The sequence below is a fragment of the Nonomuraea sp. NPDC049655 genome, from assembly GCF_044465465.1.
Lineage (GTDB): Bacteria > Actinomycetota > Actinomycetes > Streptosporangiales > Streptosporangiaceae > Nonomuraea.
Map to the genome: position 1 here is coordinate 111,602 of NZ_JBITLS010000011.1, position 15,788 is coordinate 127,389.

Consider the following 15,788-nt stretch of genomic DNA (forward strand, 5'->3'; position numbering starts at 1 on the left):
GGCCCTCCGCGCCGGTTCAGCGCAGGACGGCGCAGCCCCGGGCGCGCAGCAGATCGAGCACCGGCGGGTCGTCGTAGAGCTTGTTCCAGCGCAGGTCGAGCTTGCGCAGGCCGGTCAGCTCGGCGACCGCGGCGGGCAGCTCGCGCAGCCGGTTGTTGCGCAGGTCGAGATGGGTGAGGCCGGACGGCAGCGCGGGCAGCTCGCTCAGCTGGTTGTCGCGCAGGTCGAGCACGCGCAGCTCGGTCAGCGCCGCGAGGGCGGCGGGCAGCCGGGTCAGCCGGTTGCCCTGCAGGTGCAGCTCGCGCAGCCGGCCGAGCCCGCCGACGGTCTCGGGCAGCGCCTCCAGCCGGTTGTTGTACAGGCGCAGCTCCACCAGCGACGCCATCGACCCGAGCGCGTCCGGGAGCCTGGTCAGCCGGTTGTCGGTGAGGTTGAGGTAGGCCAGCCGGTCGAGGCGGCCGAGCGCGGCCGGGACGTCGGTGAACCCGTTGTCGCTCAGGTAGAGGTAGTCGGTGAGCGGCAGGTCGCCGACCTCGGGCGGGATCGAGGCGAGCCGGTTGTGGCCGAGGTCGAGCATGCGCAGCCGGGCCAGGCCGCCGATGTCGGCGGGGATCTCGGTGAGGGCGTTCTCGGCGAGGTTGAGGGATTCGAGCCCGGTCAGCTTCCACAGCCCGGCGGGCACGGAGGTCAGCCGGTTGCCGCCGAGCGCGAGGTGGCGCAGGCGCGGGCCGAGGTCGCCGGTCAGGCGCTCGATCCGGTTGCCGTAGAGGAAGAGGGTCTCCAGGCCGGGCGGGCAGTCGGGGACCTCGCTCAGCTCGTTGCCGTCGAGGTGCAGGGCGCGCAGCGCGGCCAGGCCGGACAGGCGGGGCAGCTCGCGCAGCCGGTTGCCGTCGAGCCGCAGCTCCTCCAGCGCGGCCAGCCCGGCCACCCGGGCGGGCACGTGCGTGATCTCGTTCCAGGCCAGGTCGATCGTGCGCACGTCGTCGGGCACGTCGGGGAAGCGGGTCAGGCCGGCGCCGGGAGCGAGCATGGCGCCGATCATCGCATACGCAGCCCGAACAGGTCGGACGGCGAGATGGGCATGCGGTCGATCTCGATGCCCTCGGCGTCCTCGATCGCCGAGGCGATGACCGCCGACACCGGGATCACGCCGGCCTCGCCCGCGCCCTTGATGCCGAGCGGGTTGAGCGGCGAGGGCGTCTCCAGGTGGGCGGTCTCGATCGGGGGGATCTCGGTGGCGTACGGCATGAGGAAGTCCATGAACGAGGCGTTGACGAGCTGGCCGTGGACGTCGTACTCCATGCGCTCGTACAGGGCGCCGCCGATGCCCTGGGCCACTCCCCCGTGGATCTGGCCCTCCACGATCATCGGGTTGATCAGCCGGCCGCAGTCGTGCACGACGGCGTACCTGACGACCCTGATCTCGGCGGTGTCCGGGTCGGTCTCGACGATGGCCGCGTGCATGCCGGAGGCGAACGTGGACCGGATCGGCGAGTAGAACTCCCGCCCCTCCAGGCCCGGCTCGTCGCCCTCGGCCACCGGCGGGCGGGCCGGGTCGGCCGCGCCGGAGAACTGGGTCGCCCTGGCCGTCTCCTCGTCGAAGGCGTACCGCAGCGGGTTGGCCAGCACCGCCACCGTCGAGAGCGGGATCGCGGCGGTCGGCGCGCCCACGACGTGCACCAGGCCGTCGTCGATCTCCAGGTCGGCCGGGTCGGCCTCCAGGGCGTCGGCCGCGATGCGCAGCGCCTTCTCCTTGACCTTCCGGCAGGCCAGGGCGATGGCGTTGCCGCTGACGACGGCGGCGCGGGAGGCGAAGGTGCCCACCGCGTATCCGAACCTGCGGGTGTCGCCGGTGACCACGCTGACGCGTTCGATGGGCACGCCCAGCTCGGCGGCGGCGATCTGGGCGAAGGCGGTCTCGTGCCCCTGCCCCTGGGAGGTCAGGCCGGTCGAGACGTGCACCCGGCCGTCGGAGGTGATCTGCACGTGCCCGCCCTCGTACGGGCCGACGCCCGTGCCCTCGACGTAGCAGCCGATGCCGATCCCCCGGCCCGGACGCCGCTCGAAGGAGTCCCAGCCGATCAGCTCCTTGATCATGCGGAGCATCTCCGGGTAGTTCCCGCTGTCGTAGATGAGCGGGCGGCCGTCCTGGAACGTCATCCCCTGGTCGTAGGGGAACTCCTCGGGCCGGATGAGGTTGGCCGCGCGCACCTGCGTGCGGTCCTTGCCCAGGTAGCGGGCGATCTTGTCCATGGTCCGCTCCATGCAGAACACGCCCTGCGGCCGGCCGGCCCCCCGGTACGGCGTGACCTGCACGGTGTTGGTGTAGACCGCGGTGAACTCGACCCGGTAGGCCCCCGGCTTGTACGGCCCCAGCAACTGCGTGGAGGTGACGATGGGCACGATGATCCCGTACGGCGTGTAGGCGCCGTGGTCGTGCAGGATCGTCACGTCCAGGCCCAGGACGCGGCCGTCGTCGTCGAAGCCGACGCGCACGTGGTGGATCTGGGCGCGTTCGTGCGCGGAGGAGATGAAGTGCTCCCTGCGGTCCTCGGTCCACTTGATCTCACGGCCGAGCGTCATCGCGGCCCACGGCACCAGGATCTCCTCGGGCCACGGGTGCACGATCTTGACGCCGAAGCCGCCGCCGACGTCCGGGGCGATCACCTCGACCTGCGGCAGCGGCAGCCCGAGCGCGGCGGCGACGGCCATGCGCACGCTGGTGGAGGTCTGGGTGCTGGAGTGGACGCGCAGGTCGCGGCCGTCCCAGCGGGCGTGCACGCCGCGGCCCTCCAGCGGCATGCTGGCGCTGCGCTCGATGTCGAGCCGGAAGGCCAGCGTGTGCGGCGCGCTCTCGACGGCCTCGCGCGCGCCCCTGCCGTCGGCCCCCGGCACCTCCTGGACGAGGTGCGCCCCCACGTTCCCCGGCACGTCCTCGTGCACGAGCTGGGCGCCCTGCACCGCCTCGGCCAGGCCGACGACCGGCTTGAGCGGCTCGTAGGCGACCTCGATGAGCGCGCAGGCGTCCTCGGCGGCGTACCGGTCGGCGGCCACGACCATGACCACGGGCTCGCCGACGTGCCGGACGATCTCCCTGGCCAGCGGGTACGCCGTGCGCCCGTGGGTGAGCGCCGGGTGCGGGATCAGCAGCGGCAGCGGCCGGCCCACCCGCTCGGGCAGGTCCTCCCAGGTGTAGATCGCGACCAGGCCCGGCACGTCGAGCGCGGCGGACACGTCGATGTCGCCGACGCGGGCGTGGGCGTGGGGTGACCGGACGAACGCGGCGGCGAGCGCGTCGCGGCCCAGGTCGTCGAGGAAGCGGCCCTGGCCGGTGAGCAGCCTCGGGTCCTCCCGCCGCTGCACCGGCTCACCGAACATCCTGGTCGTCATGACTCCCCCAGCAAGCTCACGACTCCTCCGCCAGCAGCTCGGCGGCGCGGTGGACGGCCTTGACGATGTTCTGGTAGCCGGTGCACCGGCACAGGTTGCCGGACACGCCTTCGAGCACCTCCTCGTGGGTGGGCGCCGGGTTCTCGGCCAGCAGGGCGGTCACCGTGCACAGGAAGCCGGGGGTGCAGAAGCCGCACTGCAGGCCGTGGCACTCGGCGAAGGCCCGCTGCACCGGTGAGAGCCCGTCCGGGCCGGCCAGGCCCTCGACGGTGGTGATCTCGTGCCCGTCCACGGTGACCGCGAAGGTCAGGCACGACCGGACCGGCTCGCCGTCGAGCAGCACCGTGCAGCAGCCGCAGACGCCGTGCTCGCAGCCGACGTGCGTGCCGGTCAGGCCGAGGTCGTGGCGCAGGCAGTCGGACAGCAGGCGGCGTCCGGGGACGCTGACCCGCCTCGCCGTGCCGTTCACGGTCAGCGTGATCTCATGGTCCACCGGTCGCCGTCCCCTCCCGTGCCGCCTCGCGCAGGGCCCGTTCGGCCAGCACGCCCACCAGGTGCCGCCGGTAGGCGGCGGTGGCGTGGATGTCCCCTTCGGGGTCGGTCCCGTCCCGCACGGTCCGCGCGACGGCCGGCCAGTCGACGCTCGCGGCCGGCCGGTGGCCGCACGCGCCGGTCACGTCCATCAGGACGGGGACCGGGCCCACGCCGACGCAGGCGACCCTGGCCGCGGCGACGCGCAGGTCGTCGTCGAGCGTGACCACGGCGCAGACGCCGGCCAGGGCGTAGTCGCCGTGCCGCCGGGACACCTCCTCGAACGCCGTCCCGGCGCGTCCGCCGAGCGCCGGGAAGTAGGCCGACACGGCCAGCTCGTCCGGCCGGACGCCGGACTCCATGGGCCCGACGAAGAACTCCCGCGCCGGCACGTCCCGCTCGGCGATGCCCGCGGGGGTCCACCGGGCCAGCCGCACCGAGCCGCCCAGGACGGCCAGCACCGCGGGCAGCTCGGCGGCGGGATCGGCGTGCACCAGACTCCCGACGACCGTGCCCCGGTTGCGGATCACGGGGTGCGCGACCAGCCGCAGCGCCTTCGTCAGCAGCGGGTGCGCGCCGGACCGGGCCACCCGCGAGTGCCGGGCCAGCGCGCCCACCCGCACCCCGTCGCCGCCCGCTTCCACCGTGTCCAGGGCGGTCAGGCGGTTGATGTCGACGATGTGCTCGGGCGCGGCCAGCCGCATGTTGAGCATGGGGATCAGGCTCTGGCCGCCGGCCAGCACCTTCCCGTGCACCTCGGCGAGCGTCCGCAGCGCCGCCTCCAGGTCGCGGGGGGCGTGGTGGGTGAACGGCGGCGGCTTCACCCGGCCTCGCCCGGGGCCGGTCTCCGGGCCGGCCCCGGTGGGCGCCCGGCTATGACGCGCAGCAGGTGGTAGCCGCCCACCACCACGACGGTGCCGAGCGCGATGCCCTCCAGGGAGAAGTCTCCGCCGATCATGTGCGTCACCGGTCCGATCGCCAGGATGATGCCCGCGCCGATCGGGACCATGTTCACCGGGTCGGCGAAATCCACCCGGTTCTCGATCCAGATCTTGGCGCCGAGTAGTCCGATCATGCCGTACAGGATGACGGTGACGCCGCCGAGCACGCCGCCCGGCGTGGCGGCGACCAGCGCCCCGAACTTCGGGCACAGGCCGAACAGGATCGCGATCAGGCCGGCGATGTAGTAGGCGGCCGTGGAGTAGACCTTGGTGGCCGCCATGACGCCGATGTTCTCGGCGTACGTGGTGGTGGGCGAGCCGCCGACCGCGCTGGTGACGACGGTGGCGGCGCCGTCGGCGATGATCGCCCGGCCGATGTAGGGGTCGACGTCGGTGCCGGTCATCTCGCCGACGGCCTTGACGTGGCCGACGTTCTCGGCGATGAGCGCGATCACCGCGGGCAGCACGAGCAGCACGGCGGAGAACCGGAAGTCGGGCGCGTGGAAGTCCGGCAGCCCGAACCAGTCGGCCTTGGCGACGGCGTCGAAGCTGACCCGGTCGTGCGGGAAGGCCGTGGCCACGCAGTACGTGCCCTCGGCCGGGCAGGCGGCGCCGGCCGCGTCGCGCAGGTTCTGGCCGGGCAGCACGGAGGTGACCGGCCCCGCCACCCGGTCCAGCACCCAGGACAGCGCGAACCCGGCGACCAGCCCGATGAGCACTCCGACGCGCCCGGCGAACCCCTTGAACGCCACGATCACCACGAACGTCACCAGCATCGTGATCAGCGCCACCCACTGGTCCTGCCCCCAGTAGACGTCCGCGACCACGTACGCCAGCCCGAACCCGATGAGCATCACCACCGCGCCGGTGACGACGGGCGGGAAGACCCGGTGGATGATCTGCACCCCGAGCACGTGCACGGCCAGCCCCGCCAGCGCCAGCACGAGCCCGGCGACCAGGATCGAGCCGGTCACGATGGCGTCGGCGACGCTCTGGTCGGTGCCGACGGCGGCCCTGATGGCGAACACGCCGCCGACGAACGACGCGCTGGTGCCCAGGTAGCTGGGCACCTTGCCCTTCACGATCAGCAGGAACATGATCGTCGCGACGCCGGACATCATCACGGCGACGTTCGGGTCGAGCCCCATCACCAGCGGGAACACGAACGTGGCGCCGAACATCGCGATCACGTGCTGGGCGCCGAAGCCGATCATGCGCGGCCAGCTCAGCCGCTCGTCGGGCCTGACCACCTCGCCGGGCGCCAGATGCCTGCCGTCACCGTGTCTGGTCCATCCGAAAACCATCTGCGCCCTCTCTTCCGGGCCGGCGACCGTGCCTTTGCGGGCACATTAGGACCGCTGGGATGCGGCTACACGGGCATGATCTGCCAAATATCCCGCGGTCACCAGAGCGAACCTCCGTACGGGGAAGTCGCCGGCCGGTCAGAGAGGGGGTTATCGGCCTGTTTCGGGCACCGGTTCGCGGCGCGTGGCGCGCAGCAGGTGGTAGCCGACGAGCAGCACGATCGTGCCGAGCGCGATGCCGCTGAGGGAGAACGTGCTGGTGATCGGGAAGGCGACCGGCCCGATGGCGATGATGATGCCCGCGCCCACCGGGACCAGGTTGACCGGGTCGGACAGGTTCACCTTGTTCTCGATCCAGATGCGGGCGCCGAGCAGGCCGATCATGCCGTACAGGATGGTCGTGACGCCGCCGAGCACGCCGTCGGGGGTCGCGGCCACGAGCGCGCCGAACTTGGGGCACAGGCCGAACAGGATCGCGATGACCGCGGCGATGTAGTAGGCGGCCGTGGAGTAGACCTTGGTGGCCGCCATGACGCCGATGTTCTCGGCGTACGTGGTGGTGGCCGGGCCGCCGACCGAGGTGGCGACCACGGTGCCGACGCCGTCGGCCATGATGGCGCGGCCCATGTAGCCGTCGACGTCCGCGCCGGTCATCTCGCCGACGGCCTTGACGTGGCCGACGTTCTCGGCGATGAGCGCGATCACGACCGGTAGCACCAGCACGATCGCCGACACCTCGAACACCGGCCCGTGCAGCGACGGCAGGCCGATCCAGTCGGCGTCGGCGACGCCCTGGAGGTTGACGCGGAAGTGCTCGGTCACCTTGCCGGTGGCGTCGGGGGCCAGGATCTTGCCGCCCACCACGTCCCAGACCCACGACAGCACGAACCCGAAGACCAGGCCGAGCAGCACGCCGATGCGGCCGAGGAAGCCCTTGAAGACCCCGATGAACACGAACGTGGCCGCCATCGTGAGCAGCGCCACCCACGGGTCCTTGGGCCAGTAGACGTCGGCCGCGACGTAGGCCATGCCGAAGCCGATCAGCATCACCACGCCGCCGGTGACGATCGGCGGGAAGACGCGGTGGATGATCCGCACGCCGAGCAGGTGGATGGCCAGCCCGCAGCCGGCCAGCACGACGCCGACGGCCAGCAGCGCGCCGGTGACGGTCGCGTCGCCGCCCCCGGCCGCCCTGATCGCCACCACGGCCCCCACGAAGGACGCGCTCGACCCGACGTAGCTGGGGATCTTGCCCTTGACGATGAGCAGGAACAGGATCGTCGCGACGCCGGACATCATCACGGCCAGGTTCGCGTCGAGCCCCATGACCAGCGGGAACACGAACGTCGCACCGAACATGGCGATGACGTGCTGGGCGCCGATGCCGACCATCCGGGGCCAGGAGAGCCGCTCGTCAGGCTTGACGACCTCTCCCGGCGTCAGATGTTTCCCGTCGCCGTGCAGCTTCCACCCGAACACCGCGAACCCACCTCAATCTTCCGCCTGACCAGCGGCGACGTCTTCCGAAGTATGTCGGAGAGCACAATAAGGGGTGTCACGACCATCCGGATACGGTGGGCCGTTATTGCACGTGGATCGTGAACCCGTCGCCGCTCACCACCTGGCCGGTACGGATCTTCGCCGTCTTCCGCAGCTCGACCTCGCCGTCGACCTGGACCAGGCCCTCGGCGATGAGGTGTTTGGCCATGCCGCCGGTCTCGGTGACCCCGCAGTACTTCAGCAGGTCGCACAGCGGGATGTACTCGGAACGCAGTTCGAAATCCAGATCCACGAGCCCCAAGCCTAGATGCCGCGCATGCGCAGCACGTGCAGGGCCAGGGTCAGGTTGAGCCGCAGGTGGGGGTCGTCGGTGAAGTTGCCGAGCAGGCGTTCCAGCTTCCCGATCCGGTAGCGCAGCGTGTTGTAGTGGAAGTGCAGCCGGCGGGCGGTCTCGGCGACGTTGAGGTTGGTCTCCAGGAGCACCTGCAGCGTGCGCCGCAGGTCGGCGTTCTCGGCGTCCTCGTCCCAGGCCAGCGGGCCCAGCGTCTCGCGGACGAACGCGTGCAGCTCGCCGGTGTCGTTCACCAGCGACAGCAGCCGGTAGACGCCGAGCTGGTCGAAGTGCGCGACCGCGCCCGGCCCGTGCAGCTGCCGGCCCACCCGGGCCGCCTTCATCGCCTGCGCGTACGCCTCCGGCAGCGTCCCGGCCCCGGGGCTCGGCCGAGAGGTGCCGGTCGAGAACGTCGCGGGCGGCACGTCGGCGAACGCCGAGGCGGCGTCCTTGGCCACCCTGGCGGCGTCGAGCGAGGCGTCCACGACGGCGACGACCTCGTGCGAGAACCCGGCCACCGCGCCGCGCGGGTCGTGCCGCCGCACGGCCGCCGTCCAGCAGGACACCAGCCGGTCCTGGGCGCTGCGCTCGTCGCCGTCGGGGTCGAGCTCGGCCACCAGCACGATCACCGGCCGCGCCAGGTCCCAGCCGAACGCCCTGGCCCTGGCGTCGACCCGCTCGGGCGTGCCGGCCCGGCCGGTGAGCACGTCGCGCAGGAAGTCGGCCCGGTACTTGCTCTCGACCGCGTTGACCGCCTCCTGCCGGGTAACGACCAGCGCGGCGACGGTGGCGGCGCGTTCGAGGATGCCGATGTCGCTGTCCCGGATCGCGCCGGTGGCGCTGTAGGCGACGATCCGGCCGTGGTGGTGGCCGCCGGCCAGCACGGGCGCCGAGGCGAACGCCCTGCCGCGGCCCGGCGTGTCGGCGGTTCGCGCGGGCGGCGGGCCCTCACGGGAGATCGACTCGCGCAGGGCGGCGACGTGCTCGGCCGCCCCGGCGGTGGCCAGGACCTGGCCGGAGCCGTCCACGGCGGCCACGGCCACGTCGAGGAGCTGGGCCACCTCGGCGGCGACCTCGTCGAGCCCGCCGCCGGCCAGCACCACGTGGACCAGCGCCCGGTGCGCCTCCTCGGCGCGGGCCAGCACGGCGGCCTGGCGGTTGAGTATGTCGGTGAGCACCTGGTTGAGGATGTCGTCGAAGCCGACGTCGTTGGGCAGCAGGATGAGCGGGAAGCCGAGCCGGTCGGCCTGTTCGGTCATCTCGGCGGGCAGCTCGTCCACGTACCGGCCGAGTTTGATCGCCAGCGCGGCCAGGCCGCGTTCGTCCAGGTCGGCGACCAGGCGGCCGAGCGACTGCGGCGTGTTGCGCAGCGGGTAGCCGGTGGTCAGCAGCAGCTCGTGCGGCTTGACCCAGGCCAGGATGTCGGGCACCTCCATGACGTTGAGCCGCTGCACGATGCGCCCGAGCCCGCTCTCCCCCGCGATCAGCCTGGCCTCGGCCAGCGTCGAGACGCCGAGCACCTCCCCGACCGAGACGCCGTGGATGATCGTTCCGGTGCTGGCCAGACGCACGGGGGGCTCCATGTGGTGATTGTGACTCCCCAGATGGTCTGTCAGGAAGAGCCAACCTTCCCGCTGACTGTTGGCAAATTTCTCCGTACGGAGGGTTCTCCGGCCGTTCTACGGTCAGGACCAGGGTCCGATGGGAGGTTCGGTGACCGTCAGTACTCATGCGCGGCGTGCCCGGGTCCGCGTGACGGGCGCGGCCAGCACCACCGTGCGTCCCGTGCTGGAGGCCCCGCGCAGCCCGGCCCGGGTGCTCGCGGCGTTCTCCGCGGGGATATACCTGGAGGTCAGGACCGACTGCGAGCCTTCGGTGATCGCCCTCATCACCGGCGAGGCGGCCCGGCTGCCCAACTCGGTGTTGCTGGCCACGCCACTGCCGAAGGTCACCGTGGGTGACGACGCCGCCGTCGGCGACCGCGGCATCGAGCTGGGCTCGCTGAGCCTCGGCGTGCGCCGCTGGTGGGACCCGGCTCCGGCGCTGGGCCCGGTCGACCCGCTGAGCCTGGCCGACGTCGTCCTGGACGGCCCCGGACGGCCCGGCCTGGCCGGGAACGACGCCGTCGAGCTGCTGGCGCGCAGTTGCGCGCAGGCCCGGCTGCTGGGCGCGGTGACGGCGGCGGAACGGCTCGTGGGGCTCGGTCCCGGGCTCACGCCGAGCGGCGACGACGTGCTGGCCGGGCTGCTGGTGACGCTGAGGCACCTCGGCACGGCGACCGGCACGCGGCGGGCGGTCTGGCTGGCCGACTGGCTGGCGGCGACCGTCACCTACGACGCGCGCACCCGTACGACGCCGATCTCGGCGACGTTGCTGCACTGCGCGGCCAGGGGCGAGGCCAGCCCTGAGGTGACCGGCGTGCTGCGCGGCATCGCGGGCAGGCAGGCGCTCGAACCGGCGCTGCGGCGCCTGCACCGGCTCGGCCACACCTCGGGCGCCGACCTCGCCCAGGGCATCTCGATCGGGCTCGCCTCGGTCCGGGCGTTGAGCGGGCGCCCGTGAGCGACGACCTGATCCAGCTGAGAAAAGGGACGTACCACGACTCCGTCACCTTGATGCGAATAAGTCGTGCGCTGACCGAAATGCCGGGCGTGGAGGTGGCGATGGTGGCCATGGCCACCGAGCTCAACCTCGCCATCGTCCGCGACCTCGGCTTCGAGCCCCCGCCCGCGGGCCCCGGCGACCTGCTCATCGCCCTGCGCGGCGCCGACCCCGCGCGGGCCGTCGAGGAGCTGGACGCCCGGCTGACCGCGCGGGCCGCCACCACCGCCGCCGCCACCGCCACCAGGGCCGCCACGGTGTCCGGGGAGCAGCCGCCGCTCACCACCTACTCGGCCGCCAGGACGCCGGCCGACCTGGTCCTGGTGTCCGTGCCCGGCGAGCACGCCTTCTGCGAGGCCCGCGACGCCGTCGAGGCCGGACTGCCGGTGATGATCTTCAGCGACGGCGTGCCGCCGGCCCAGGAGCGGTGGCTCAAGGAGCTGGCCGAGGAGCGCGGCGTCCTGGTCATGGGGCCCGACTGCGGCACCGCCTCGATCGCGGGCGTCGGGCTGGGCTTCGCCAACGTGCTGCGGCCGGGGCCGGTCGGCCTGGTCGCCGCCTCCGGCACGGGCGCCCAGCAGGTGTCCTGCCTGCTCGACTGGGCGGAGGCCGGGATCAGCCACATCCTCGGCGTGGGCGGCAGGGACCTGTCGGCCGAGGTCGGCGGGCTGGCCACGATGCGCGCCCTGCGGCTGCTCGACGACGATCCGGCCACCGAGCTGATCGTGCTGGTCGGCAAGCCGCCCGGTCCCGGCGTGGCGGGGGCCGTCCTGGAGGTGGCGGCCGGGCTGCGCACGCCGGTGGTGGAGGCGGTGCTGCCGGAGACCGACCTCACCGAGGCGGCCGGGCGGGCGCTGCGGGCGCTGGGCCGCGGCGTGCCCGGATGGCCGTCGTGGCCGGGGGCGCTGCGCGGGGAGCCGCGCAGTGTCAGGGGGCTGTACGCGGGCGGCACGCTGTGCGCGGAGGCCGCCGTCCTGGCCGGGCCCGGCGCGTTCACCGACTTCGGGGACGACGCCTACACCAGGGGCAGGGCGCATCCGATGATCGATCCGACGCTGCGCCTGGAGGCCCTGTCGCGGGTCCGGGCGGACGAGGTGGTGCTCATGGACGTCGTGCTCGGCCACGCCGCCGACCCCGACCCGGCGGCCTCGCTCGCGCCGGCGGTCGCCCGTACGCCGGCCACCGTCGTGGTGGCGCTGGTCGGCAGCGCGGGCGATCCCCAGGACCTGCACCGGCAGGCCGCGGCGCTGCGCGAGGCCGGGGCCGCCGTGTTCGTCTCCAACGCCGAGGCCGCCCGCCACGCCCGGAGCCTCCTGTGACCCCGCCCGCCGTGCCGCCACCCGCACTGACGCGCGCCGTGCCCCCGCCCGCCGTGCCCCCGCCCGCCGTTCGTCGCCTTGCCGGGAGGGTGTCGTGAGCCTGTTGTCGGGGCCGCCGCGGGTGATCACCGTCGGCGCTGGGCTGCTCGACGAGGCGCTGGCGGCCCAGGCCGTGCCGACGACGCCGGTTGCCTGGCGGCCGCCGCTGCCCGGCACCGCCGACGCCCTGGCCAAGGTGCTGGCCGACCCGCGCAGGACGGCCGCCAACGAGCTGGCCGTGCGCAGGCTGACGAGCGCGCGGCCGTACCTGGTGGGCCTGCGGCGGGCCGCCGAGGTGCTGCCCGCGGGGACGTTCCTGCACGCCGGGCCGCCGATCGAGTGGGACCGCGCCTCGGGCCCGATGCGCGGCGCGCTGATCGGCGCGATGTTGCTGGAGGGCCTGGCGGGCGACGAGCGGGAGGCCGAGGCCGGGCTGGCGGCGGGCGCGGTCGCGCTGCGGCCCTGCCACGAGCACGCCGCGGTGGGCCCGATGGCGGGCGTGGTGAGCCCGTCGATGTGGCTGCTGGAGGTACGCGACGAGGAGCACGGCGGCACCGCCTACTGCTCGCTCAACGAGGGCCTGGGCAAGGTGCTCAGGTACGGCGCGTACGGCCCCGAGGTGCTCGACCGGCTGCGCTGGATGGAGGAGGTGCTCGGCCCGGTCCTCGCCGCGACGCTGGCCCGTACCGGCCCGATCGACCTGCGCTCGCTGATCGCGCAGGCCCTGCAGATGGGCGACGAGCTGCACAACCGCAACCGCGCGGCCACCTCGCTGCTGCTGCGCGAGCTGGCCCCGGCCCTGGTGGAGGCCGCGCCCGCGCAGGCGGCGCAGGTGCTGCGCTTCGTCAACGGCAACGACCACTTCTTCCTCAACGCGGGCATGGCCGCGGGCAAGGTGAGCACGGACGCCGCCCGCGACATCCCCGGCTCCTCGCTGGTCGTGGCCATGGCCAGGAACGGCACCGACTTCGGCGTGCAGGTCTCCGGGCTCGGCGGACGCTGGTTCACCGGCCCGGCCGGGGTGCCGGACGGCCTCTACCTCGGCGCGTACGGCCCCCAGGACGCCAACCCCGACATCGGCGACTCCACGATCACCGAGACCTCCGGGCTGGGCGGCTTCGCGATGGCCGCCGCGCCCGCGATCGTGCGCTTCGTCGGCGGCGAGGTGGCCGACGCGGTCCGGGCCACCCGCTCGATGTACGAGATCACGCTGGCCGAGCATCCCGCGTACCAGATCCCCGGGCTCGGATTCCGCGGCACGCCCGTCGGCATCGACGTGACGCTCGTCGCCAGGACGGGCATTCTGCCGGTCGTCAACACCGGCATCGCGGGGCGCGTGGCGGGCACCGGCCAGGTCGGCGCGGGGCTGGTGGAGCCGCCCGCACAGGCGTTCACCAGCGCCTTGATCGCACTCGCCGCTGAGTAAGTGATCAGTTTGAAAAGCCGTATATCTGCAGGTCAGAGCGGCTGTAAAGGCTCTTCGCCTTCCATTACCGATTTTCCGCCGATATCGTGGCGAACCTCATAATCTGCAAGTAGCGCATGGCGCACGGTGGCGCGTACGGCGATCCACCGCTCGAAGCGGTCACGCTCTGATGTGACGGATGAGGCTGAATGGGGGCGGCAAGATGGCAGCCGACCGCTTGCTCGGCGGGCCCGGCCCGGACCAGGGTGCGCCGGGGGGTGACCCGCAGAGCCAGGGGCGTCTGGTCGGCAGGCGTTACCGGTTGATGTCGCCGGTCGGCCGGGGCGGCATGGGCATGGTGTGGCACGCCCATGACGTGCTGCTCGACCGGGACGTCGCGGTCAAGGAGCTGATCCTGCCGTACGGGCTGGATCAGGCGGGCAAGCAGATGGCCCACCGGCGCATGCTGCGCGAGGCCAGGTCGGCGGCCCGGCTGACGCATCCGGGCATCGTCACCGTCCACGACGTCGTCGAGGAGGACGGCCGGCCGTGGATCGTGATGGAGCTGGTCCGCGCCTGGTCGCTGGAGCAGGCCGTGCGGCAGAGCGGCCCGCTGCCGGTGATCCAGGCCGCCGAGATCGGCATCCGCGTGCTCGACGCGCTCCGGCACGCGCACGCGGCCGGCATCCTGCACCGCGACGTCAAGCCGGGCAACGTGCTGCTGACCTCCGACCGCGTGGTGCTGACCGACTTCGGCATCGCCGCCATCGAGGGCGACGTGACGATCACGCAGACCGGGCTGCTCATGGGCTCGCCCGCGTACGTGCCGCCGGAGCGGCTGTCCGGGCAGCCGATCGGGCAGGCGGCCGACCTGTGGTCCTTCGGCGCGACCCTGTACGCGGCCGTGGAGGGGCGGCCGCCGTACGAAGGGCCGGACGCGATCGCGGTGCTGGGCGCGGTGCTCACCCAGGAGCCCATCAGGCCGCAGCGGGCCGGGGCGCTGCTGCCGGTGATCGAGGGCCTGCTGCGCAAGAACCCGGCCGAGCGGCTCACCGCGGAGCAGGTCGCCGACCTGCTGGAAGCGGTGCTGCGCGCCCACGGCTCGGCCCGTCCGCGCCCGCCCGAGACGCTGCCGGCCGAGTCGGACCAGACGCCGCTGGGGATGTTGCCGCCGCTGGAGCACCCGTCCGGGCCGATGCCCTCGCGCATCGTGGAGACCCCTTCGGGGCCGGTGCGGGTGCCGTACGACCCGCTGGCCGGACCGGCGGGCGGGTACGCGATGCCGCCCCACGACGGCCTGTCGAGCCCGTCGGGCAGCCATCGCACCGACCGGCTGCCGTCCCCGGCCGGCGGCTTCAACGCCTTCGGCGGCCCGTCCGGCCCGCACCGGATGGAACCGCCCGCCGCTGACCTCGACGACCTCGACGACCTCGGCGCGCCCGTCCCGCCCGCGCCGCAGCCGATCCTGCCGCTGACGACGGACAGCAGGGCGGCCGCCGTCCCGGCCCCGTGGCCGCTGGCCTCGGCCGACGAACTGCGCGAGCACTCGCGTGACCTGTCGCACGACATCAGCCACAGCCGCCTGGCGACCCTGCCCGGCTCCGGCGCCGGGTCGCGCTCCGGCCCGTCGGGCACCGGCGCCACCCGGACCGGTTCCAGCCGGACCGGTTCCTCGCGCACCGGCGCCACCCGGACCGGGCCCGCGCGCAGCGGCCCCTCGCGCGGCGGTTCTTCGCGGGCGGGCACCAGCCGCCGCAGGGTCCAGGAGGGCGACGGCCCCTGGATGCGCGGCGGCCGGCCCACGCCGTTGCTGATCGCCGGTGCGGTCGCGGGCGTGGCCGTGGTGATCGGCGCGATCGTGGTCATCCTGTCCGGCGGCCCGCCGCAGGTCTCGCCCGGCACGCAGTCGGCCGCCGCCACCAGCCAGGCGCCGCGGAAGACCGGGCCGTCGCCGGTGCCCGACGGCTACAAGGAGCACACCCCGCCCGGCTTCGCGGCGGCGGTCCCGGACGGCTGGAAGCTGGCCGCCTCGGGGGACGCGGCCACCTTCACCGGCCCCAAGGACTCCGGCACCCGGATCGTCGTCGAGCAGGCCGCCCCGCAGGCCGACGGGCTCGCCGAGCTGAGCCGGCGCGAGGCCGACGGCGGCGTGGAGGGCTACATCCAGGTGCAGCTCCAGGCCACCGACTACCGCGGCTGGAAGGCCGCCGACTGGGAGTACACCTACACCTCCAAGGACGGCGTCCCGATGCACGCCCTGACCCGGTACGTCACGCTCGACGACAAGACCGCCTTCACGATCTCGTTCGACATGCCCGAGCTGAAGTGGGACGACCAGGCCGAGGCCCGCAAGACGTTCCTGGACACCTTCCGCCAGACCACCTGACCCATATTGCACTGATCATTCCAAAACGTGCTAGCGTGCTC

General features: G+C 73.4%; 12 protein-coding genes. 4 read left to right on the top strand and 8 right to left on the bottom strand.

The window, feature by feature from the left end; all coding sequences use genetic code 11:
- Nucleotides 1-16 precede the first annotated feature (16 nt).
- The 8 genes from ACIBQ6_RS32320 to ACIBQ6_RS32355 form a co-directional block, all read right to left on the bottom strand.
- On the bottom strand, nt 17-1,030 hold the full coding sequence (locus tag ACIBQ6_RS32320) for a leucine-rich repeat domain-containing protein (protein ID WP_397216475.1): 1,014 nt from the start codon (nt 1,028-1,030) through the stop codon (nt 17-19).
- A gap of 8 nt (nt 1,031-1,038) precedes the next feature.
- Nucleotides 1,039-3,390 (bottom strand): aerobic carbon-monoxide dehydrogenase large subunit, encoded by a 2,352-nt coding sequence (gene cutA, locus ACIBQ6_RS32325; protein WP_397216477.1) that lies wholly within the window; start codon nt 3,388-3,390, stop codon nt 1,039-1,041.
- Between the two features lie 16 nt (nt 3,391-3,406).
- Entirely contained in the window at nt 3,407-3,883 is a 477-nt protein-coding gene (locus tag ACIBQ6_RS32330; RefSeq protein WP_397216479.1) for a (2Fe-2S)-binding protein, read from the bottom strand.
- The gene (locus tag ACIBQ6_RS32335; protein ID WP_397216481.1) at nt 3,873-4,745 is read right to left on the bottom strand and encodes an FAD binding domain-containing protein; all 873 of its coding nucleotides are present in this window, start codon (nt 4,743-4,745) and stop codon (nt 3,873-3,875) included. The genes ACIBQ6_RS32330 and ACIBQ6_RS32335 overlap by 11 nt, the downstream gene beginning before the upstream one ends.
- Nucleotides 4,742-6,166, bottom strand: coding sequence for a uracil-xanthine permease family protein (locus ACIBQ6_RS32340; RefSeq protein ID WP_397216483.1), 1,425 nt, complete (start codon nt 6,164-6,166; stop codon nt 4,742-4,744). The genes ACIBQ6_RS32335 and ACIBQ6_RS32340 overlap by 4 nt, the downstream gene beginning before the upstream one ends.
- A gap of 150 nt (nt 6,167-6,316) precedes the next feature.
- Nucleotides 6,317-7,645, bottom strand: coding sequence for a solute carrier family 23 protein (locus tag ACIBQ6_RS32345; protein WP_358284878.1), 1,329 nt, complete (start codon nt 7,643-7,645; stop codon nt 6,317-6,319).
- A 103-nt stretch (nt 7,646-7,748) separates the two neighbouring features.
- Complete coding sequence (locus ACIBQ6_RS32350) at nt 7,749-7,958, bottom strand: RNA-binding S4 domain-containing protein (protein WP_352363868.1); 210 nt, start codon at nt 7,956-7,958, stop codon at nt 7,749-7,751.
- Between the two features lie 11 nt (nt 7,959-7,969).
- Nucleotides 7,970-9,580 carry a PucR family transcriptional regulator ligand-binding domain-containing protein gene (locus tag ACIBQ6_RS32355; protein ID WP_358284876.1) on the bottom strand — a complete coding sequence of 537 codons (1,611 nt, stop codon included), beginning with the start codon at nt 9,578-9,580 and terminating at the stop codon, nt 7,970-7,972.
- Nucleotides 9,581-9,710: 130 nt separating this feature from the next.
- Between ACIBQ6_RS32355 and ACIBQ6_RS32360 the strand changes: the two genes are divergently transcribed.
- From ACIBQ6_RS32360 to ACIBQ6_RS32375, 4 genes are all read left to right on the top strand, one after another.
- Nucleotides 9,711-10,559 (top strand): DUF2877 domain-containing protein, encoded by an 849-nt coding sequence (locus ACIBQ6_RS32360; RefSeq protein ID WP_397216486.1) that lies wholly within the window; start codon nt 9,711-9,713, stop codon nt 10,557-10,559.
- Nucleotides 10,556-11,917, top strand: a complete 1,362-nt coding sequence (locus ACIBQ6_RS32365) for an FdrA family protein (RefSeq protein WP_397216488.1) — start codon at nt 10,556-10,558, stop codon at nt 11,915-11,917. Before ACIBQ6_RS32360 ends, ACIBQ6_RS32365 begins: the two co-directional genes overlap by 4 nt.
- A gap of 94 nt (nt 11,918-12,011) precedes the next feature.
- On the top strand, nt 12,012-13,382 hold the full coding sequence (locus tag ACIBQ6_RS32370) for a DUF1116 domain-containing protein (RefSeq protein WP_397216490.1): 1,371 nt from the start codon (nt 12,012-12,014) through the stop codon (nt 13,380-13,382).
- Between the two features lie 202 nt (nt 13,383-13,584).
- A complete protein-coding gene (locus ACIBQ6_RS32375; protein ID WP_397216492.1) occupies nt 13,585-15,747 on the top strand; it encodes a protein kinase in 2,163 nt (720 codons plus the stop codon).
- The last annotated feature ends 41 nt before the right edge of the window (nt 15,748-15,788 follow it).

Coding starts and splice junctions, on each gene's coding strand:
- ACIBQ6_RS32320 (WP_397216475.1), bottom strand. CDS start 1,030: ATGCTCGCTCCCGGCGCCGGCCTGACCCGCTTCCCCGACGTGCCCGAC.
- cutA (WP_397216477.1), bottom strand. CDS start 3,390: ATGACGACCAGGATGTTCGGTGAGCCGGTGCAGCGGCGGGAGGACCCG.
- ACIBQ6_RS32340 (WP_397216483.1), bottom strand. CDS start 6,166: ATGGTTTTCGGATGGACCAGACACGGTGACGGCAGGCATCTGGCGCCC.
- ACIBQ6_RS32355 (WP_358284876.1), bottom strand. CDS start 9,580: ATGGAGCCCCCCGTGCGTCTGGCCAGCACCGGAACGATCATCCACGGC.
- ACIBQ6_RS32375 (WP_397216492.1), top strand. CDS start 13,585: ATGGCAGCCGACCGCTTGCTCGGCGGGCCCGGCCCGGACCAGGGTGCG.